Source organism: Metabacillus sp. KJ11-3 (genome assembly GCF_055808295.1).
Genome location: NZ_CM147865.1, coordinates 4,527,501 through 4,548,491 on the forward strand (window position 1 = coordinate 4,527,501; position 20,991 = coordinate 4,548,491).

At 35.3% G+C, this 20,991-nt stretch carries 15 protein-coding genes and 4 pseudogenes (1 of these 19 cut by a window edge); 11 read left to right on the forward strand and 8 right to left on the reverse strand.

Going from position 1 to position 20,991, the window contains the following annotated elements; translation table 11 throughout:
* The 7 genes and pseudogenes from gyrA to dnaA all read right to left on the reverse strand — a co-directional run.
* A protein-coding gene (gene gyrA, locus AC0L8O_RS22635) for a DNA gyrase subunit A (protein WP_473445441.1) crosses the window boundary here: on the reverse strand, nt 1-2,241 show its 5' portion. It extends 240 nt beyond the left edge of the window; 2,241 of the gene's 2,481 nt are visible here — the first part of the coding sequence; the start codon lies at nt 2,239-2,241; the stop codon falls past the left edge of the window.
* Between the two features lie 311 nt (nt 2,242-2,552).
* Entirely contained in the window at nt 2,553-4,481 is a 1,929-nt protein-coding gene (gene gyrB, locus AC0L8O_RS22640) for a DNA topoisomerase (ATP-hydrolyzing) subunit B (RefSeq protein WP_473445443.1), read from the reverse strand.
* 143 nt (nt 4,482-4,624) lie between these two features.
* On the reverse strand, nt 4,625-4,870 hold the full coding sequence (gene remB / locus AC0L8O_RS22645) for an extracellular matrix regulator RemB (protein WP_473445445.1): 246 nt from the start codon (nt 4,868-4,870) through the stop codon (nt 4,625-4,627).
* A gap of 10 nt (nt 4,871-4,880) precedes the next feature.
* Nucleotides 4,881-5,998 (reverse strand): annotated as a pseudogene (gene recF / locus AC0L8O_RS22650) (DNA replication/repair protein RecF).
* 16 nt (nt 5,999-6,014) lie between these two features.
* Nucleotides 6,015-6,230: a S4 domain-containing protein YaaA gene (gene yaaA / locus AC0L8O_RS22655; protein ID WP_026561638.1), complete on the reverse strand. Its 216-nt coding sequence runs from the start codon at nt 6,228-6,230 to the stop codon at nt 6,015-6,017.
* A gap of 217 nt (nt 6,231-6,447) precedes the next feature.
* Nucleotides 6,448-7,584 carry a DNA polymerase III subunit beta gene (gene dnaN, locus AC0L8O_RS22660; protein WP_251683679.1) on the reverse strand — a complete coding sequence of 379 codons (1,137 nt, stop codon included), beginning with the start codon at nt 7,582-7,584 and terminating at the stop codon, nt 6,448-6,450.
* A gap of 233 nt (nt 7,585-7,817) precedes the next feature.
* Nucleotides 7,818-9,169 (reverse strand): annotated as a pseudogene (dnaA, locus tag AC0L8O_RS22665) (chromosomal replication initiator protein DnaA).
* A 599-nt stretch (nt 9,170-9,768) separates the two neighbouring features.
* Here dnaA and rpmH point away from each other — a divergent pair.
* From rpmH to AC0L8O_RS22720, 11 genes and pseudogenes are all read left to right on the forward strand, one after another.
* The gene (rpmH, locus tag AC0L8O_RS22670) at nt 9,769-9,903 is read left to right on the forward strand and encodes a 50S ribosomal protein L34 (protein ID WP_026561635.1); all 135 of its coding nucleotides are present in this window, start codon (nt 9,769-9,771) and stop codon (nt 9,901-9,903) included.
* A gap of 254 nt (nt 9,904-10,157) precedes the next feature.
* Nucleotides 10,158-10,502, forward strand: a complete 345-nt coding sequence (gene rnpA, locus AC0L8O_RS22675; RefSeq protein ID WP_026561634.1) for a ribonuclease P protein component — start codon at nt 10,158-10,160, stop codon at nt 10,500-10,502.
* A 150-nt stretch (nt 10,503-10,652) separates the two neighbouring features.
* On the forward strand, nt 10,653-11,420 hold the full coding sequence (gene spoIIIJ / locus AC0L8O_RS22680; RefSeq protein ID WP_026561633.1) for a YidC family membrane integrase SpoIIIJ: 768 nt from the start codon (nt 10,653-10,655) through the stop codon (nt 11,418-11,420).
* The gene (gene jag / locus AC0L8O_RS22685) at nt 11,420-12,043 is read left to right on the forward strand and encodes an RNA-binding cell elongation regulator Jag/EloR (RefSeq protein WP_473449100.1); all 624 of its coding nucleotides are present in this window, start codon (nt 11,420-11,422) and stop codon (nt 12,041-12,043) included. The genes spoIIIJ and jag overlap by 1 nt, the downstream gene beginning before the upstream one ends.
* Before the next feature lie 356 nt (nt 12,044-12,399).
* Nucleotides 12,400-13,785 carry a tRNA uridine-5-carboxymethylaminomethyl(34) synthesis GTPase MnmE gene (gene mnmE / locus AC0L8O_RS22690; protein WP_473445449.1) on the forward strand — a complete coding sequence of 462 codons (1,386 nt, stop codon included), beginning with the start codon at nt 12,400-12,402 and terminating at the stop codon, nt 13,783-13,785.
* 27 nt (nt 13,786-13,812) lie between these two features.
* On the forward strand, nt 13,813-15,702 hold the full coding sequence (gene mnmG / locus AC0L8O_RS22695; protein ID WP_026561630.1) for a tRNA uridine-5-carboxymethylaminomethyl(34) synthesis enzyme MnmG: 1,890 nt from the start codon (nt 13,813-13,815) through the stop codon (nt 15,700-15,702).
* Between the two features lie 16 nt (nt 15,703-15,718).
* Nucleotides 15,719-16,434 (forward strand): annotated as a pseudogene (gene rsmG / locus AC0L8O_RS22700) (16S rRNA (guanine(527)-N(7))-methyltransferase RsmG).
* Between the two features lie 104 nt (nt 16,435-16,538).
* Entirely contained in the window at nt 16,539-17,417 is an 879-nt protein-coding gene (noc, locus tag AC0L8O_RS22705) for a nucleoid occlusion protein (RefSeq protein WP_473445451.1), read from the forward strand.
* Between the two features lie 394 nt (nt 17,418-17,811).
* Nucleotides 17,812-18,573, forward strand: coding sequence for a ParA family protein (locus tag AC0L8O_RS22710; protein WP_473445453.1), 762 nt, complete (start codon nt 17,812-17,814; stop codon nt 18,571-18,573).
* On the forward strand, nt 18,566-19,411 hold the full coding sequence (locus AC0L8O_RS22715; RefSeq protein WP_473445454.1) for a ParB/RepB/Spo0J family partition protein: 846 nt from the start codon (nt 18,566-18,568) through the stop codon (nt 19,409-19,411). The genes AC0L8O_RS22710 and AC0L8O_RS22715 overlap by 8 nt, the downstream gene beginning before the upstream one ends.
* A 138-nt stretch (nt 19,412-19,549) precedes the next feature.
* A pseudogene (locus tag AC0L8O_RS22720) lies at nt 19,550-20,253 on the forward strand (DUF554 domain-containing protein).
* Nucleotides 20,254-20,330: 77 nt separating this feature from the next.
* Here the strand turns inward: AC0L8O_RS22720 and yyaC are convergent.
* On the reverse strand, nt 20,331-20,954 hold the full coding sequence (gene yyaC, locus AC0L8O_RS22725) for a spore protease YyaC (RefSeq protein WP_473445456.1): 624 nt from the start codon (nt 20,952-20,954) through the stop codon (nt 20,331-20,333).
* Nucleotides 20,955-20,991: the final 37 nt, after the last annotated feature.

Consider the following 20,991-nt stretch of genomic DNA (forward strand, 5'->3'; position numbering starts at 1 on the left):
ATTTTTATCAGTGATATTACATGTTTTTAATCCCTTACCACCACGGCTTTGAGTACGATATTCCTCAGATGGAGTTCTTTTTCCGTAACCATTGCTTGTCACAATAAGAACATCCACACTTTCTTCAAGGATCTCCATACTTACAACTTCGTCATCCTCATCAAGGGTGATTCCTTTAACTCCTGATGCAGTTCGGCCCATTGAACGTACATCTGATTCAGGGAATCGAATCAACATACCATTTTTGGTTCCGATAATGATGTCTTTTGAGCCATCCGTTAATTTAACGGAAATAAGTTCATCTTGTTCACGGAGACCTACAGCGATTAAACCATTATTACGGATATTCGCGAACTGAGATAATGGAGAACGCTTTGAGATGCCATCCTTGGTTGTAAAGAACAAGAACCAATCATCAACAAATTCAGAGACAGGTATAATCGCATTTACCCATTCACCTTTTTCTACACTTAGTAAATTAATAATTGGAAGACCTTTGGCTGTTCTGCTATATTCAGGAATTTCATATCCTTTTGCTCTATAAACCTTCCCTTTATTCGTGAAGAATAGGATTGTGTCGTGAGTTGATGTTGTTAATAGATGTTCGACAAAATCATCATCGTTTGTTCCCATTCCCTGGATGCCTCTTCCGCCACGTTTTTGGCTTCTGTAAGTGGAAACCGGAAGACGTTTAATGTATCCATTATGAGTTAACGTGATAACGATGTTCTCAACCGGAATAAGATCTTCATCTTCAATTGATTCAAGACCGCCCGATACAATTTCTGTACGACGAACATCATTAAAGCGGTCTTTAATCTCTGTAAGTTCTTCGCGGATAATAGCAAGTACTTTTTCTTCATCTGCCAGGATTGCTTTTAGTTCCGCAATTAACTTGATCAGTGATTGGTATTCTTCCTCAATCTTTTCACGTTCTAAGCCTGTTAATCTTTGAAGTCTCATATCTAGAATTGCTTGAGCCTGCTTTTCACTTAATGAAAATTGCTCCATTAATCCGTTTCGTGCAATTTCAGTTGTTTGTGAATTACGGATTAACGTAATAACTGCATCTAAATGGTCAAGTGCAATCCGCAGACCTTCAAGTATATGAGCCCTTGCTTCTGCCTTTCTTAATTCAAAAGCAGTTCGTCGTTTAATAACTACTTTTTGATGCTCAAGATAATAGAAGAGCATTTGCTTAATATTAAGAACCTTTGGATGGCCATCCACTAGAGAAAGCATATTAATTCCAAAGCTTGTTTGAAGGGCTGTTTGTTTATAAAGATTATTAAGTAATACATTGGCATTTGCATCTTTACGTACTTCGATAACCACACGCATACCAGTACGGTCAGATTCATCACGCAAATCTGTAATTCCGTCAATTTTCTTATCACGAACTAATTCAGCTATCTTTTCAACAAGTTTTGCTTTATTAACTTGATAAGGTATTTCCTTGACGATAATTACTTGTTTTCCTGAAGGTTTTTCTTCAATTTCAACCTTTGCTCGAAGTGTAATGGAACCGCGACCTGTTTCATATGCTTTACGAATTCCACTGCGACCAATAATTTGACCTGCAGTAGGGAAGTCCGGTCCAGGTATAATTTCCATTATTTCAGGAATCGTCAAGTCAGGATCCTTACTTAATGCAAGGACTCCATCGATAACCTCTCCTAATTGATGTGGAGGGATATTTGTTGCCATTCCTACAGCGATTCCCGTTGCACCATTTACCAGTAAGTTCGGGAACCTGGCTGGAAGAACAACTGGTTCTCTTTCAGAACCATCATAGTTATCCTGGTAATCAATTGTGTCTTTATTGATATCCCGGATTAATTCCATTGAGATTTTTGACATACGGGCTTCTGTATAACGCATTGCAGCTGCTGAATCTCCATCAACAGAACCAAAATTACCGTGTCCATCAACTAACATATATCTAAAGTTAAAATCCTGAGCCATACGAACCATTGTTTCATAAACAGCTGAATCACCGTGTGGATGGTATTTACCAATTACTTCACCGACGATACGAGCTGATTTCTTAAATGGTTTTTCCGAGGTCATTCCTAAATCATTCATTGCGTACAAAATACGACGATGAACAGGTTTTAATCCATCACGCACATCTGGTAAAGCACGAGAGACAATAACACTCATCGCATATCCTAAAAAGGATTCTCGCATTTCGTTACTAATATTTCTTTCTATAACATGAGAGTTTTGATTTTCCGCCATATTAAGATAACCTCCCTTTCTTTTCTGCAATCTTAATTGGGAGTGCCAAATAACTCATCAGAAAACGACAAAATACTATCATTTTAAACAATTATTGATAGTAGTTGTCTGTTATAAATTCTGCCCAATTGGATAATTTAATGAATAGTCTACTCTTCATTATAGCAATATTACCGAGAGAATACACATGAATTTACTAGATAATTCACAGTTAAACTATAATTTAAAAGTCTTTGACTAAACGTCACTCTTATAAAAATTCTAACCTTTTAAAAAACACCTCATCGGCATGAGGTGTTTCATTCACTTTATCAAATATCTAGATTTTTGACATATTGTGCATTTTCTTCGATAAAGTTTCGACGAGGCTCGACTTTATCTCCCATAAGCGTATCGAAGGTTTCATCTGCATCAATTGCATCCTCTAGAGTTACTTGAAGTAAAGTACGTGTCTCCGGATTCATGGTTGTTTCCCATAATTGATCTGGATTCATCTCTCCAAGACCTTTATAGCGCTGAATGCCGGGTTTAGGAAGTTCAGGCATTTCTGCTAAGTAAGTATCAAGTTGTTTATCATTATAAGCATATTCAATTCTTTTACCTTGCTGAATCTTATATAGTGGTGGTTGAGCAATATAGATATATCCTTGTTCAATAATTGGACGCATGTATCGATAGAAGAACGTTAATAGTAAAGTACGAATATGGGCTCCATCAACATCTGCATCTGTCATAATGACAACTTTATGATAACGGGCTTTCGTGATTTCAAAGTCTTCACCAATACCTGTACCTAACGCTGTAATAATCGCTCTTATTTCATTATTGGACAAAATTTTATCTAATCTAGCCTTCTCAACATTAATAATTTTCCCTCTTAATGGCAGGATTGCTTGGAAGTGTCGGTCACGTCCCTGTTTAGCTGAGCCTCCTGCAGAATCACCCTCAACGATATATAATTCACTGATTGATGGATCTTTTGAAGAACAATCGGCTAGTTTACCTGGTAGATTTGAAATTTCCAGAGCACTTTTACGTCTGGTTAATTCACGGGCTTTTTTAGCTGCCAAACGTGCTCTGGCTGCCATGAGACCTTTTTCAACAATCTTTCTCGCTACTGATGGATTTTCTAACATGAATTTATCAAATGCTTCAGAGAAAACAGAATCTGTTACAGTACGAACCTCAGAATTTCCCAATTTCGTTTTCGTTTGTCCCTCAAACTGAGGATCAGGATGTTTAATCGAGATAATAGCTGTAATCCCTTCCCGAACATCTTCTCCTGATAAATTATCATCATTTTCTTTGAAGATTTTATTCTTTCTAGCATAATCATTAATGACACGAGTTAATGCTGATTTAAATCCCGCTTCATGTGTTCCGCCCTCATAGGTATGAATATTATTTGCGAAAGAATAAATATTACTAGTGTAGCTATCATTGTACTGAATAGCGACTTCTGTTGTGATACCGTCCTTTTCCCCTTCAATGTAAACAGGTTCATCATGAATAACCTCACGAGTACGGTTTAAATGTTCAACATATGATTTAATACCACCTTCATAGTAGTATTCATTTGAACGCTTATTCTCACGTTTATCCTCAATTGTAATTTTTAAGCCGCGGTTAAGAAATGCAAGCTCTCGAATACGATTGGCTAAAATTTCATAATCATATTCTGTCGTTTCTTTAAATATTTCCGGATCCGGCTTAAAGTGAGTAATAGTCCCGGTTGCCTCAGTTTCACCAATAACCTCTAAATCAGCTGCAGGTACTCCTTTATGAAACTCTTGAAAGTGAATTTTCCCTTCGCGATGCACTGTTACATCAAGCACTGTTGAAAGGGCATTTACTACAGAGGCACCAACACCGTGAAGACCACCGGAAACTTTATATCCTCCGCCACCAAACTTACCACCAGCATGAAGAACTGTCATAATAACTTCAACAGCTGGACGTCCCATTTTTTCATGGATCCCTACCGGAATTCCTCGACCATTATCTTTAACAGTAATACTGTTATCTTCTTCTATGAGCACATTGATTTCAGTACAGAAACCCGCCAATGCCTCATCTATACTATTATCAACAATTTCCCAAACTAAATGATGCAGACCCTTACCACTGGTAGATCCAATATACATCCCAGGGCGTTTTCGAACAGCTTCCAGACCTTCTAATACTTGAATCTGATTTTCATCATATGATTGTTGTTGGACTTGATTGTTATCTGTCGTCACACTGATCACCTACACTTTTCCTAAAGCTTACATAACTGATTTTGAAGCTCGATAATTAATAGCCTCTTAAAAAGAGTATTCTGTTACCAATAAAAGAAAATTGATGACAGGTAGCTTTATATTTAAGTCTATAAAAGCCTTAATTAATCTATATCAAAAGCAACTTGTGCTCGTTTTTTTAATGTGCTTGATGATAAAGGTGAAAAATAAATTTTATCAAGCGTTATAATAATAGATTTTGCATCATTACTTGCCAGTTGGACGATCTTCTCTCTTTGTTTTTTAAAAAACTCATCCACAATTGATGAATCTTGTGAAGATTGTCTATCCAGAATCATAACGACTTCTTTTGAAGGAACAACATGGTTGTCTCCCAGATGAATATACATTTGAATCACCTCATTTTTTGTCAGAAAGCTCTCCTGCTTTCACATGGAAAGTAGCAGCTTCTCTTAATGTTTGATGGTCGATTCCTTCTACACTTGTTGTTGTAACAAATGTTTGCACTTTACCCTGAATGGTATTTAACAAATGTGATTGTCTAAAATCATCCAATTCAGATAAAACATCATCCAGCAAAAGAATCGGATATTCTCCTATTTCGTTATGAATCAAATCAATCTCAGCCAATTTCAAGGATAGAGCAGTTGTTCTCTGCTGACCTTGCGACCCATATGTTTGCACATCATGATCATTCACGTAAAAGAGCATATCATCACGATGAGGTCCCGCAAGAGTAGCCCCACGTTCTATTTCTTTCTCTCTTATTTTAGCAAATTTTTGTTCATATGCTTCTATCATTTTTGTCAAATCATAATCTTCTGATACATCTACAGAAGGCTTATATTTAATTTTAAGTGTTTCCAACCCTCTACTAATGCCAGAATGAACTGGCTCAGCCCATTTTTGGAGCTCAGATACAAACTGTAGACGTTTATTAAGAATTTTGGCAGCCGCTTCACATAGTTGCTCTGTTAAAACATCAAGCATTGTTTGATCTTTTGCTTTCTTAGCTGTAACAATTTCAAGTAATGATTTCGCTGCTGCATAATTTTCTGATAGCGACTTAAGTCATGAAGATAAACAGCAGAAACCTGGCCAATTTCCATATCAATAAATCGCCGTCTAACTTGAGGACTTCCTTTTACCAAATTTAAATCCTCAGGAGCAAACATGATAACATTCATGCCCCCGACATACTGACTTAATTTTTCTTGTTCTATATGATTTAATTTTGCCTTTTTTCCCTTTTTGGAAATAACCAACTGAAGAGCTGTTGAGCGATTATATTTTTCAATGCTACCCTCTATTTTAGCATACTCTTTATCCCAACCTATTAATTCCTTATCATTCGAAGTTCGGTGTGATTTAGCCATGGCCAGAACATAAATTGATTCCATAACATTTGTTTTTCCTTGGGCGTTTTCTCCAAGAATCACATTCACTTTGTTTTCGAATTGTACAGTCAAGTCGTCATAATTACGATAATTTTTTAATTTCAGCTCTTTTATAAACAAATTTTGTACACCAACTTTAATTTTTCACAATATACGTGCCGAAATCAGGTATATAAAGAACATCGCCATCTCTTAATTTCTTTCCACGACGATTTTCAGGCTCATTATTTACAAAGATCTCATATTCTGATAAAAACCATTTTGCCATTCCCCCAGACTGAATGACATCTGCCAATTTCAGAAACTGACCTAGTGTAATAAACTCTGAATCAATTTTAACAGGTTTAGCCATAGTAACCACCTTTCTCATCAGTAGTCTCTAACCTTTTTATTTTACTAAAAATTTGACCATAAGTACAACTACTCTCAGTATCTCTTTTTGGTGTCCACTCCAGAAAGACACTGAATCCTAGTTTCCACAGTGTATAGGTAATTTTGACCATACATCAAAATTTTTACAGATAAAAGAAAAGGACTGATATAAAAATCAGTCCGTCCTTCAAAAAGAATCAATATGTTCTTACTGGTAGAATGAGCTGGAGCATAGAATCATCATCTTTTGTCCGAATCACAAACGGTCTCATCGCTCCAGTAAAATTAACATTTATCTCTGTTCCTTCAAGTGCCTTTAAAGCATCCATTACATATTTTGCACTGAAAGAAATTTTCAGTTCTTCCCCAACAACTTCTTCTGCTTGAATTTCCTCACTTACTTTCCCAATTTCAGGGGAGTTAGATGATACTTCAATCATTCCATCTGTTAAAGTTGACAGTTTAACAACATTATTTCGTGCTTCCTTAGCAAGTAGAGAGGCACGATCAATCGCTTGTAAGAATTCCTTTGAATTCAATGTTAGATTTGTTTTGCTATCTGAGGGTATCAAACGGGATGTATCTGGATAATTACCGTCTAACAATCTTGAGAAAAACAATAAGTTTTTGGCTTTAAATAAGACTTGATTTTCAGTAATAACAATTTCAATCGGCTCACTAGTATCATCAAGGATTTTACTTAATTCACTAAGACTTTTCCCAGGAATAACAGCATTATAATAACTTTGATTTTCCGAATTAATCATGGCTTTTCTTAATGCTAAACGGTGGCTATCTGTAGCTATACAAATCAGTTCACCATTTTCAAGTTTCCAATTAACACCTGTTAAAATAGGTCTTGTTTCAGAAGTTGAAACAGCAAATACTGTTTGACGAATCATTGCTTTTAATAAGTCCGTTGGAATTTTAAAGATATTATCTTCCTCAATTTGTGGAAGAAGTGGATATTCTTCAGCATCTAAACCATTAAGACTAAACTCCGCTTTACCGGATCGAATGATCGTGGAATGGTGATTACCTACTTCAATTTCAACGATTTCCATTGGAAGTTTCTTTACGATTTCACTAAAAAACTTTGCTGTTAACACGACACTACCGGCTTGGACAATTTCTACAAATTCTTTACCATCTTCTTCAGCTGGTATAAAAGATTCAATAGAGATATCAGAATCACTACCAGTTAAGGTAACACCCTCAGTATGAGCAACAATCTTAATTCCTGTCAAAATAGGAATTGTTGTTCTGGATGACACAGCTTTCATTACATCTTGTACACCTTGAACTAATTTATCTCGTTGAATTATAAATTTCATGATTTAATTCCTCCTGTTCCTAAGCCAATTTAAATTCTAGCAATGCAAATAGGATTTGTGAAATTTTTTTATGTCTAGTTATATTATTTTTTATTAAAAATATAATAGAAGTACTAGTAGGTGCTGTGGAAATGTGGATAACTATCTCAAAAGAAGAGAAACACAGCCTATCCACATGTGGACAGACTGTGTATATATCTGTACTAGTTATTCACATTATTCATCTATTAAAATTAAGAGCCTTTTAATAAACCTGTGATTTCTTTTAACTGTTGTTGCAGTAATTCATCAGATTGAAGCATCTTAGAAATTTTTTCATGAGCATGAATAACAGTTGTATGGTCACGTCCTCCAAATTCCTCTCCAATTTTCGGGAGTGAAGAATCAGTTAATTCTCTAGATAAATACATAGCAATTTGTCTAGGAAAGGCGACTGATTTCGTTCTCTTCTTCGCTTTAAAATCTTCTAATTTAACTTGAAACTCCTGTCCAACTATCCGTTGAATATCACTAATTGAAATCATTCTAGGTTTGGAGTTGGGAATGATGTCTTTTAATGCTTCAGCAGCTAAATCTGCATTTATATCTTTATTTATAAGGGAGGAATAGGCAACAACACGAATTAGTGCACCCTCTAATTCCCGAATATTTGAGTCGATTTGATTTGCAATATAAAGCATCACTTCATTAGGTATATCAAGCCCCTCTGCTTTGGCCTTTTTCCTAAGGATAGCAATTCTCGTTTCTAAATCCGGCGGAGTAATATCTGTAATTAGCCCCCACTCAAAGCGGGAGCGAAGGCGATCCTCTAAAGTCGGGATTTCCTTTGGTGGACGATCACTTGAAATAACAATTTGTTTGCTTTCTTCATGAAGTGTATTAAAAGTATGGAAAAATTCCTCTTGAGTTTGTTCTTTTCCTGCTAAAAATTGAATATCATCAATTAGTAAAACATCAACACTTCTATATTTATTTCTAAATTCCACAGTCTTATTATCTCTAATAGAATTAATAAATTCATTTGTAAACTTCTCGGAGGATAAATAAACAACCTTCGCAGATGGTTTATGATCGATTACATAATGGCCGATAGCGTGCATTAAGTGAGTTTTCCCAAGTCCAACTCCTCCGTAGATAAACAAAGGATTATATGCTTTAGCAGGCGCCTCGGCTACTGCCAAAGATGCTGCATGAGCAAAGCGGTTACCGGATCCTATTACAAACGTATCAAATGTATATTTAGGGTTTAACATGTTTTGCGGTAATTCAGTATGTTCCTCATCCTGTTTATTTATTTGTTTGATAGGTGAATTAGGAACAAAGTCATCATCTGTTTGATTTTGGGGAATAATAAATTTTATTGCAAATTCTTCACCAGTTAATTGATAGATTGAATCCGCAATTAAATGCAAGTACCTGGATTCCAACCAGTCTCTGGCAAATTCATTTGGAGCAGTAATTGTTAAAGTGTCCCCCTGAATTCCATGAGCTTTTGTTGATTTTAGCCATGTTTCAAAGCTGGGCTTACTTATTTTTTTTCGATCTCTGCCAAAGCCTTATCCCATAGCTCAGAAATATTCTCCATTTACGTAGTGTCCCTCCTTTGCCAAAACGCTCTTTTGTATAACAATTGTACAAGCTGCGAATATACGTGTATAAACATGCAAAAGTTGACGTATGTGAATAAATATATAATATAGTAAAAAAACGTCTTTTCGACAAAACCCACGACTTGTGGACAACAATTTACACAACCTGTTTATAAACTTTCCACATGTTATCCACAGTCTGTGGATATGTTGAAAATGCCAATAGTTTATTAAGAGTGAAAACACAAATATAATATCAGAATAAAACTAGATATGCAACGGTTTTTACAAACTTATCCACATAATTAATCATTTGTTAAAATAAATTGTCCACAATGATAAAATATGTGAAAAACTTGTCGATAACAGATGTGGATAGTGATGAATCATGTCGAAAAAGTATCCACAGGCTATGTTGTAGAAGGATAAGAGGATTTCATACATATAACAAATTATTTTTTTAGCGTAGTATTAAATACGTTTAAAATGTTTATCTAAAATGAAATTAGCAGTTGGTGGTTGACAATTTATGTGGTAGGTAACTATAATTAGTAAGACTGTCTTTAACTGTTATTCCTCAGGGAGGTGTCAATATATGAAACGTACTTATCAACCAAATAAACGTAAACGTAGTAAAGTTCATGGTTTCCGTAGCCGTATGAGCACAGCTAATGGACGTAAAGTTCTTGCTCGCCGTCGTCGCAGAGGAAGAAAAGTATTATCAGCATAGGCCACTGAAAAGTCAGTGGTCTCTTTTTTTAAGATAAAGTAATGGTTATTAAAGGCACTATGTTAATTGGAGCGTAATTTGCGGACAAGTTAACAGAGTGTTTTACATATTAGATTTGATTTAAGTATGGTGATCTGGTTTAAAAGAGGTAGAAGACACAATATAAGTAAGTTTAAATCAAGAGTATTTCAGATATAATGATGGTGATCATTCTGTTGTTGACATAATAGCAGAACAAACCGGAGTGAAGGAAAATGAAAAGGAAGTACAGAATTAAGAAAAATAAAGATTTTCAAGTTGTCTTTAAAAAAGGTAAGTCAGTTGCCAATAGACAATTTGTTCTTTATATAATGCAAAAACCGGAAGAAAAGGAATTTAGGATCGGACTATCAGTAAGTAAGAAGATAGGTAATGCTGTCACACGCAATAAAGTTAAGCGTTTAATTCGACAGGTTTTTTCAGAAGAAAAACATCGAATTGCCAGTGGAAAAGAATTTATTATTATTGCAAGGAAACCAGCTGCAGACATGAATTATCATGAGGTAAAAGGCAGCTTGAACCACTTGTTTAGAAAAGCCAAAATATATCAAAATAAATAGATGATGAAAATTGTAGAAATTATATCAATGAAAACTTCATCAGACAAAACAATTCCATGAATAAAAGTGTTAAGATAATACCTATGTGGAACTTTTTCTATCTTTTAACGTACAAAAAGGGTATCAATTATTGATTAGGAGGAAAAAGGTTTGAAGAGGCGCATATTTTTAATTGCAGGATTAGTAGGGATCCTGGCTCTATTAACTGGTTGTACGGAAGTAAATGTTCCGATTACATCTGAAAGTGAAGGGTTCTGGAATTCTTACATTGTTTATCCTTTATCACAACTTATTACATATTTTGCAGAGATAACTGGTGATAATTATGGTATTTCAATCGTTATTGTAACACTCATAATCCGATTGGCTATATTGCCGTTGATGATCAAACAAATGAAAAGTTCTAAAGCAATGCAAGCTATTCAACCGGAAATGCAAAAATTAAGAGAAAAATATAGCTCGAAAGATCAACAAACTCAACAAAAACTTCAACAGGAAACAATGGCGTTATTCCAACAGCATGGTGTTAATCCACTTGCAGGTTGTTTTCCTTTAATTATTCAAATGCCGATTTTAATCGGGTTCTATCATGCAATTATGAGAACTGAGGAAATCGCCCAGCACAATTTCCTATGGTTTGACTTAGGTGAAAGAGATCCTTACTTCATTCTACCGTTAGTTGCAGGTGTCACAACATTTATCCAACAAAAAATGATGATGGCCGGAAATGCTAATCAAAACCCACAAATGGCTATGATGTTATGGCTTATGCCGATTATGATCGTTGTTTTCGCAATAAGTTTCCCTGCTGCTCTATCTTTATATTGGGTAGTCGGAAATCTCTTCATGATTGTTCAAACATATTTTGTAAAAGGTCCTGAATTAAAGGCCGCAAAAGATGGAGGAAATAAAAAGTGATGGAAGTAACTGCTAATGGACAAACTGTCAATGAAGCAGTAGAGGAAGCATTAAAGCAATTGCAAGCAAAACGAGACGAAGTTGAAATCACAATTCTTGATGAAGGAAAAAAGGGTCTTTTCGGAGTTTTTGGTAAGAAACCTGCTAGTGTCAAAGTAACACTCATTCATAACCCAACTAAAGCTGTACAAGAGTTTTTAGGTGGTGTTATACAAAAAATGGGGATTAATGCAGATGTTCAGGTAAAACAATCCGGAAAAGTGATAAAAATTCAACTGTCTGGAGATAAAATGTCAGTGTTAATTGGAAAAAGAGGGCAGACATTAAATTCTTTGCAATATCTTACCCAATTAGTTGCTAACCGCAACTCCAATCATTATCTGCAGATTATATTGGATGCTGAAAATTATCGAGAAAAAAGAAAAGAAACATTAAAACAGCTTGCGGGAAGGCTTGCTAAGCAGGTAATTCGTACTTCAAAAAATGTTTCTTTAGAGCCAATGCCTTCATATGAAAGAAAAGTAATCCATGCTGCACTTGCTGAATTTAAAGAAATTAAAACATACTCAGTTGGCGAAGAGCCTAACAGACATTTAGTTATATCACCTAAAAAAAGAGGATGACAAAGTCATCCTCTTTTTTGCGTCTAATTATCACTATATTAAGAAAGTAATTAATCGTTAAACATTCCTCATTTAAAACACCTATAATTTTTGCTCAATTAAATTAAAAGTGTTCATTTCTGCTTTTTTAATCGGTTTTTTTACTTAGGATCAATTTACTATGTGCAGCAAATATTGTTATTAACATGTGGATAAGTTAAAATAAGTAAAGGTATATAAGATAGTGGATAAAATGATGTGGATAAAACAAAGTGATTTTTCTTTCTTATGAAAACGAAATATGCTATCTTTAAAATTTGATCGAGTTGATAATAGGAATTTGTATAGATAAATAAAAGAGAGAGGTGATCGTAGCGATGGAGTTAGATACAATCGCAGCGATATCAACACCTTTAGGAGAGGGAGCCATTGCAATTGTCAGATTAAGTGGTGATGATGCCATTCAAATTGCAGATAAGCTTTTTAAAGCTCCTTCAAATAAAAGGTTAACAATGGTTGACTCCCATACGATCCATTACGGACATATAATTGATCCAGCAACACATGCTGTTGTTGAGGAAGTAATGGTTTCTTTAATGAGAGGGCCTAAAACATTTACAAGGGAAGATGTAGTCGAGATAAACTGCCATGGTGGTATTGTGACAGTTAATCGTGTGCTGCAATTAATCATACAAAACGGGGCGAGACTTGCAGAACCCGGAGAATTTACAAAAAGAGCTTTTCTAAACGGCAGGATTGATTTATCCCAAGCCGAAGCTGTAATGGATTTAATTCGAGCAAAAACAGACAGGGCAATGAATGTGGCATTAGGACAAATGGAAGGAAAGTTGTCTAAGCTCGTTCAAAGATTAAGACAGGAAATACTAGAAACATTAGCCCATGTTGAAGTTAATATAGACTATCCTGAGTACGACGATGTAGAAGAAATGACACATCAAATGCTCATAGAAAAGGCATCATTCGTAAAAGATGAAATAAGTAAGCTTTTAAAGACATCCCAGCAGGGGAAAATTTTAAGAGAAGGTCTTTCAACCGTTATAATTGGTAGACCGAATGTAGGGAAATCATCTTTATTAAATAGTCTTGTTCAGGAAAACAAAGCGATTGTAACAGATATTCCCGGTACAACAAGGGATGTTATAGAAGAGTATGTAAATGTCAGAGGTGTCCCACTCCGTCTGGTTGATACAGCGGGTATCCGTGAGACGGAAGATATTGTAGAAAGAATTGGTGTAGAGCGATCAAGGAAAGTATTAAAAGAAGCAGATTTGATTCTTTTAGTATTAAACTTTCATGAAAAGCTTTCTGAAGAAGATATTCAGCTATTTGAAGCAGTTAAAGGTATGGACGTTATTGTCATTGTCAATAAAACTGATTTAGAAAAACGAATTGATCTTGAAAAAGTAAAAGAATTAGCTAATGGAAGACCGGTTGTAACAACATCGTTACTTGAAGAGCAAGGAATTGACGAGCTTGAGGAAGCAATAAGTGCATTGTTTTTCAAAGGAAATGTTCAAAGCGGTGATTTAACATATGTATCAAACTCCAGACATATTGCATTATTAACTGCTGCAAAAACATCAATTGAGGATGCTTTAGTTGGAATAGACGCAGGGGTACCGATTGATATTGTACAAATTGATTTGACCAGATGTTGGGAACAACTTGGAGAGATCATTGGTGACGCTGTTCATGAGAGCTTAATTGATCAGTTATTCTCTCAATTTTGTTTAGGAAAATAAGAAATGTTCTAAAAAGGAGGTTACAAAATGACCTATCATGCAGGAGATTATGATGTTATCGTAGTTGGGGCCGGACATGCCGGTTGTGAATCAGCACTTGCCTCAGCACGAATGGGTGCTAAAACGCTCGTTATTACCATTAACTTAGATATGGTCGCATTTATGCCTTGTAATCCATCTGTTGGTGGACCTGCAAAAGGAATTGTTGTCCGCGAAATAGATGCTTTAGGCGGAGAAATGGGTAAAAATATTGATAAAACTCACATTCAAATGAGAATGTTAAATACAGGAAAAGGACCAGCTGTAAGAGCACTGCGTGCCCAAGCTGATAAATTTGCTTATCAACATGAAATGAAAAAAACGATGGAAAATGAACCAAATCTAACATTGCTTCAAGGAATGGTTGATCGACTTATCGTAGAAGATGGTGTTTGTAAAGGTATCGTTACCCAAACAGGTGCGGAATACTTTGCGAAAGCTGTGGTTTTAACGACAGGGACATTTTTAAGAGGAGAAATTATACTTGGTGAATTAAAGTATTCAAGTGGTCCAAATAATCAACAACCTTCTATAAAGTTATCAGAGCACCTACAAGAATTAGGTTTTGATTTAGTCCGCTTTAAAACCGGTACACCTCCGCGTGTCAATAGTCATTCAATTGATTACAGCAAAACAGAAATACAACCGGGAGATGAAGTACCGCGGGCTTTCTCATATGAAACAACAAAATATATTACAGATCAGCTTCCATGCTGGTTAACGTATACTAGTGGGGAAACTCATAAAATAATTGATGATAATCTTCACCGATCTCCAATGTATTCTGGAATGATTAAAGGAACTGGTCCGAGATACTGCCCATCAATTGAAGATAAAGTTGTGCGATTTAATGATAAACCTCGACACCAAATCTTTTTAGAACCTGAAGGCAGAAATACTCAAGAGGTCTATGTGCAGGGACTTTCAACAAGCTTACCGGAAGATGTGCAGCAACAAATCCTCAAAACCATTCCGGGACTAGAAAAAGTTCAAATGATGAGAGCAGGGTATGCCATTGAATATGATGCCATTGTGCCGACACAGTTATGGCCTACACTTGAAACCAAAGCAATTTCTTCTTTATATACGGCAGGTCAAATAAATGGAACATCAGGATATGAAGAAGCGGCAGGTCAAGGATTAATGGCAGGGATTAATGCTGCACAGAAAGCTCTTGGAAAAGATGAAGTTATTTTAAGTCGTTCGGATGCTTATATTGGTGTGCTAATTGATGACTTAGTGACAAAAGGTACAAATGAGCCATATCGTTTGCTTACATCAAGAGCAGAATATCGATTATTGCTGCGTCATGATAATGCAGATCTACGTTTAACAGATATTGGCCATAAAATTGGGCTTATATCAGATGAACGTTACGAAAAGTTTAATCTGAAAAAGCAGGCAATAGAGGAAGAAAAAGAACGCTTATCTTCAACTATTATTAAGCCGAATCAAGAAACGCAAAACCTCATCCTTTCTGTTGGCGGAAGTGAACTAAAGGATGGTATTAAAGCAGCGGATTTACTTAAACGTCCTGAAATGACCTACAAGCATATCGCACAACTTGTGCCAGCAGAACAAGAAGTGGATTCAGATGTATCAGAACAAGTTGAAATTCAGGTTAAATATGAAGGTTATATTGAAAAATCATTACAACAAGTGGAAAAATTAAAGAAAATGGAAAATAAAAAGGTTCCGGAAGATATCGATTATGACGATATTAATGGACTAGCATCTGAAGCACGCCAAAAGCTTAAAGAAGTTAGACCTCTATCAGTTGCTCAGGCATCACGTATAGCCGGTGTAAACCCTGCTGATATTTCCATTTTATTGGTTTATCTCGAGCAAGGGAGAATAGCCAGAGTCTCTAATCAATAATAGAAAGGTTTTGAGCATGGATAGGGCACTATTTCAATCAAGTTTAGCTGAGAAAGGAATTCATCTTTCTCAGCATCAGATGGATCAATTTGATATATATTTTAAACTTTTAGTAGAATGGAATGAAAAAATGAATTTGACGTCCATCACGGAAGAAAAGGACGTCTACTTAAAGCATTTTTATGACTCAATTTCAGCTGCATTTTATTTTGATTTCTCAAATCCTCTTTCTATTTGTGATGTAGGTGCCGGTGCAGGATTCCCAAGTATTCCAATTAATATTTGCTTTCCGCACTTGAACATATCAATTGTAGATTCGTTACAAAAAGAATTACGTTTTTATCACATTTGGCAAATGAGTTAGGTTTACAAAACATTCAGTTGTTCCATGATCGAGCTGAAACATTTGGTCAAAATAAGCAATATAGGGAATCGTATGATATCGTAACAGCACGAGCCGTAGCTAGATTATCTGTATTAAGCGAACTATGTATACCTTTAGTTAAAAAAGAAGGGTATTTTATTGCAATGAAAGGTGCAGCTGCTCAAGAGGAACTAGAAGCAGGAAAAAAAGCGGTTGGAGTTTTAGGTGGTAACGTAAAACAGATTCATTCATTTGAGTTACCAATGGAAGAAAGTGAAAGAACCATTATTATTATTCAAAAAGAAAAAACAACTCCAAAAAAATATCCCAGAAAGCCTGGAACGCCTAACAAGCTTCCAATTGAGTAGATGTTTCACATGAAACATTTACTCAATCTTTTGAGTATTTTGAAGGAAATAGTAATAGAAAGATAGAATATTAAAAATGGTAGTTTTTAAAGGTGGTGTAGGTCATGAAGCATCCATTTTCTCGTTTTTTCGGTTTGGGAGAAAAAGAAGACATAGAAGAAATAGAACAAATCGTTGTTGAGGAAGTTGAACAGGAAGATACAGCGGAAGAAATAAAGGAAGAGGTTAAAAAGATTCAAATTAAAGATATTGTACCTAACCGCTTCCAGCCACGTACCGTTTTTTCAGATGAAAAAATTGAAGAGTTAGCTTTAACAATTCGTACACATGGAATCATTCAACCTATCGTCGTACGTGAAGTTGACGGTAAGTTTGAATTAATAGCAGGAGAGAGACGTTGGCGTGCTGTACAAACATTAGGTTGGGATGTTATTCCTGCAATTGTAAAGGATTTCAATGATACAGAAACAGCAAGTGTTGCTTTAATAGAGAATTTACAAAGAGAAGAATTATCTTCCATCGAAGAGGCTGTAGCTTACGCGAAGTTACTGGAATTACATAACCTTACTCAAGAAGCCTTGGCTCAAAGACTTGGTAAAGGACAGTCAACAATAGCGAATAAGCTACGATTATTAAAACTGCCGGAAGAAGTGCAAGATGCTTTACTTAAGAAATTAATTACAGAGCGTCATGCCCGTGCACTTATTCCCTTGAAAAATCCTGAATTACAAAATACATTGTTAGAGGAAATTATTCAAAAACAGCTTAATGTAAAACAAACTGAAGATAGAGTAGTAAAGCTGCTTGAAAAAAATGATGTTAAGCCTAAACCAAGACGTAAGGCTTTTAGCAGAGACACAAGAATTGCTATGAATACAATTCGTCAATCCCTAACGATGGTAGCAGATAGTGGTGTAAAACTAAACACTGAAGAAGAAGAATTTGATGAGTATATCCAATTTACTATTAAAATTCCAAAATAATCTCATCACTTCTTAAAGCACTTGCAATTTTATGTTAAATAAACCATTTATTTAGCATGCATTTTGTTAGGTACTGGCTGCTGTCAGGCCTTTTTTCTTTGGCTGTCTTTAAGAGATTTTTGATCTAGTTGAAAAAGGGATTTTCTCTCAGGGGAAATACTAATTTAAATAAATAAGTAAAATTTAAAACCTTTCCTTCATTTTTCATGATAAAATAAAAAATGGTGAAAAGGTTCTTTTTGTACAATTAAAAGTATAAAATGATGACCTAGTTTTGATGTCTAGCTCCGTCGGAGCTTATCAAGGCGCCTTTCACTTTTCTAATTTCCTACTCAATGTATTAGGTGTTTGTTAAAAGACAACAGATCTTATGTTTATGAAAGTAGGTGACATCGTGGGAAAAATCATTGCGGTTGCAAACCAAAAAGGTGGAGTTGGGAAAACAACAACATCTGTTAATTTGGGAGCTTGCTTAGCATACATTGGGAAAAGAGTACTTCTTGTCGATGTTGACCCACAAGGAAATGCAACAAGTGGAATTGGTATTGAAAAAGCCGATGTCGAACATTGCATTTATGATATTTTAGTAGACGACGTAGGAGCAAAGGACGTCATTAAGCCAACGGCTGTCGAAAATCTTGATATTATTCCGGCAACAATTCAATTAGCAGGAGCAGAAATCGAATTAGTTCCAACAATCTCAAGAGAAGTTAGACTTAAACGGGCACTTGAAGCTGTAAAAGATAACTATGATTATATGGTTATAGACTGTCCACCTTCATTGGGACTGTTAACAATAAATGCACTAACCGCTTCTGATGCAGTCTTAATACCTGTTCAATGTGAATATTATGCATTAGAAGGTTTGAGTCAGCTGTTAAATACAGTTCGTCTTGTTCAGAAGCATCTGAATACAGACTTAACAATTGAAGGAGTTTTATTAACAATGCTTGATGCCCGAACAAATTTAGGTATTCAAGTTATTGATGAAGTGAAAAAGTATTTTCAAGATAAGGTTTATAAAACGATAATTCCAAGAAACATTCGCTTAAGTGAAGCACCAAGTCATGGTCAACCTATTATCATATATGATCCAAGATCTAGAGGAGCAGAAGTTTATTTAGATTTGGCAAAGGAAGTGGTTGTGAATGGCTAGAGGCTTAGGTAAAGGAATTAATGCTTTATTTACAAATGTTGAAGTGGGGCAGGAAGAATCTGTTCAAGAAATAAAAATCAAAGAGATACGTCCAAACCCATATCAACCACGTAAAGTTTTTGAACAGGATGCCATTAATGAACTCAAGGAATCTATCCTGCAGCATGGTGTTCTACAACCTATTATTGTTCGCAAAAGTATAAAGGGATTTGAAATAGTTGTTGGAGAACGTAGATATCGTGCTGCGAAAGAAGCGGAATTAACGGTTATTCCAGCTGTTGTCCGTAATCTTACAGAACAACAAATGATGGAGTTAGCTTTATTAGAAAATCTACAACGTGAAGATCTCTCACCGATTGAAGAGGCTCAAGCATATCAAAAGCTAATGGAACAATTAAATGTAACGCAAGAGGCATTAGCAAAAAGATTAGGGAAAAGCCGTCCACATATTGCTAACCATGTTAGACTTCTTACACTACCACAAAAGATTCAGCAATTAATTGCTGAAGGAAAACTCTCTATGGGACATGGCCGTACATTATTGGGATTGAAAAATAAAGAGAAATTGAATGCACTTGTGGAAAAGGTAATGAAAGAGCAATTAAATGTTCGTCAATTAGAGCAGATCATCCAACAGCTAAATAATAGTGTTCCACGTGAAACAAAGAAGAAAAAGCCGGAAAAAGATGTATTCATTAAAGAAAGAGAAACATTTCTACAGGAATATTTTGGGACATCTGTTACAATAAGTAAGCAAAAGAAAAAGGGAAAGATTGAAATAGAGTTCTTTTCTCAGGAAGATTTAAATCGTATTCTAGAGTTGCTGGATCGGCAATAATAGTATATTGATATAATTGTTGACAAGTGCTGACTAAAATAGTCAGTCTTTTTTTCATGTTTAAGAATCTTGATGCAAATTTATATTTATCATACTACTGAAAACTATAATAAACATATAGAATGGAAGGTAATCTGATTGGTTTTATTTGGAAGTGTTATAAACGCCTTAGGAATTATCCTTGGAACAATAATAGGTCTATTACTTAGAAAAATACCTGAACAAATGAAGCAAACAGTCATGGCAGCTATTGGACTCTCTGTAGTTGTTTTAGGAATAGATATGGCTTTGAAGAGTGACGACTTTTTCTTTATTATTGTAAGTTTAGTTATAGGAGCAGTTTTGGGAGAGTGGTTGAAACTAGAAAATCATCTTCATGGTTTGGGAAATATGCTGGAGAAGAAGATTGGGAAATCCCTACCGGAAATATCGCCCAAGGGTTTGTAACGGCCACGTTAATCTTTGTTGTAGGGGCTATGGCTATAATAGGTGCACTAGATAGTGGATTAAGACAGGATCATTCTGTACTCCTGACAAAATCAATGATTGATGGTTTTACAAGTATGGTATTAGCAAGTACCCTTGGGATAGGTGTAATATTTTCGGCTATTCCAGTCTTCCTTTATCAAGGGGGAATAGCCTTATTTGCAAATGTGATTCATCAATTTTTAACAGACTCTCTATTAGAGCGCCTGATTGCAGAATTAACAGCTACAGGTGGAGTGCTTATTATAGCAATAGGTATCAACATATTAGGAATAAAGCAAATAAGAGTAGCAAATTTGTTACCAAGTATTGTAATTATTACTATCATCGTTCTTATACAATATAACTTTTCATAAAGTAGGAATCCAAACACTGCATTTTGCAGTGTTTTTTCATATAGACATTAAATTGATTTCATTTATCAGAAAGTAATTTAGTTAATAGCAGTATCTTGTTTCGCCATCCAATTTCTTCTGACTGTAATACGCTTCTCTAAATAGATTTTCTCAGCTTCTATAATGCCTATAGCAATAATATCGGCCATGCTCATAACTAAATGTAACCTTGTATTCTGTAAAACAAGGAATTCCATATATCCGCTAATGTTCACGATGCCGGTAATATGCATATCGCCAACCTCAGGTAATTCTTTATTCACACCAGCACCAGGCTTTATTGAGCCTTTTGCAACTTCCATATATCCCACACTTTTAAATCTGCCTAAACAAGCATCAATTGCAATAATGAAGGGATTGCGATGTTTCTCTTTTATATATTGAATTGTTTCCTCTAAATTCACAGCATGAACCGGATCTTTTAAGGTCCCATAGACATGGAAATGACTTAATTCTTTTTTGATGGAAGTGCCTATTAAAGGGCCTAAACAATCTCCGGTGGAGCGGTCTGTTCCAATACAAATAATAACGATAGGCTTATAGAATAGCTTTGGCAAATGCTCTATAAGCATATTTGTTAAAAGAGATGTAGCTCTTTCATCTTCATAATGGATGCGATCTTGGTTCTTGCCTGATTGAAAAAGACCTGATTTTAGATTCATAGAATTCACTCCCATGTCATAGTAGTAACAGTATACG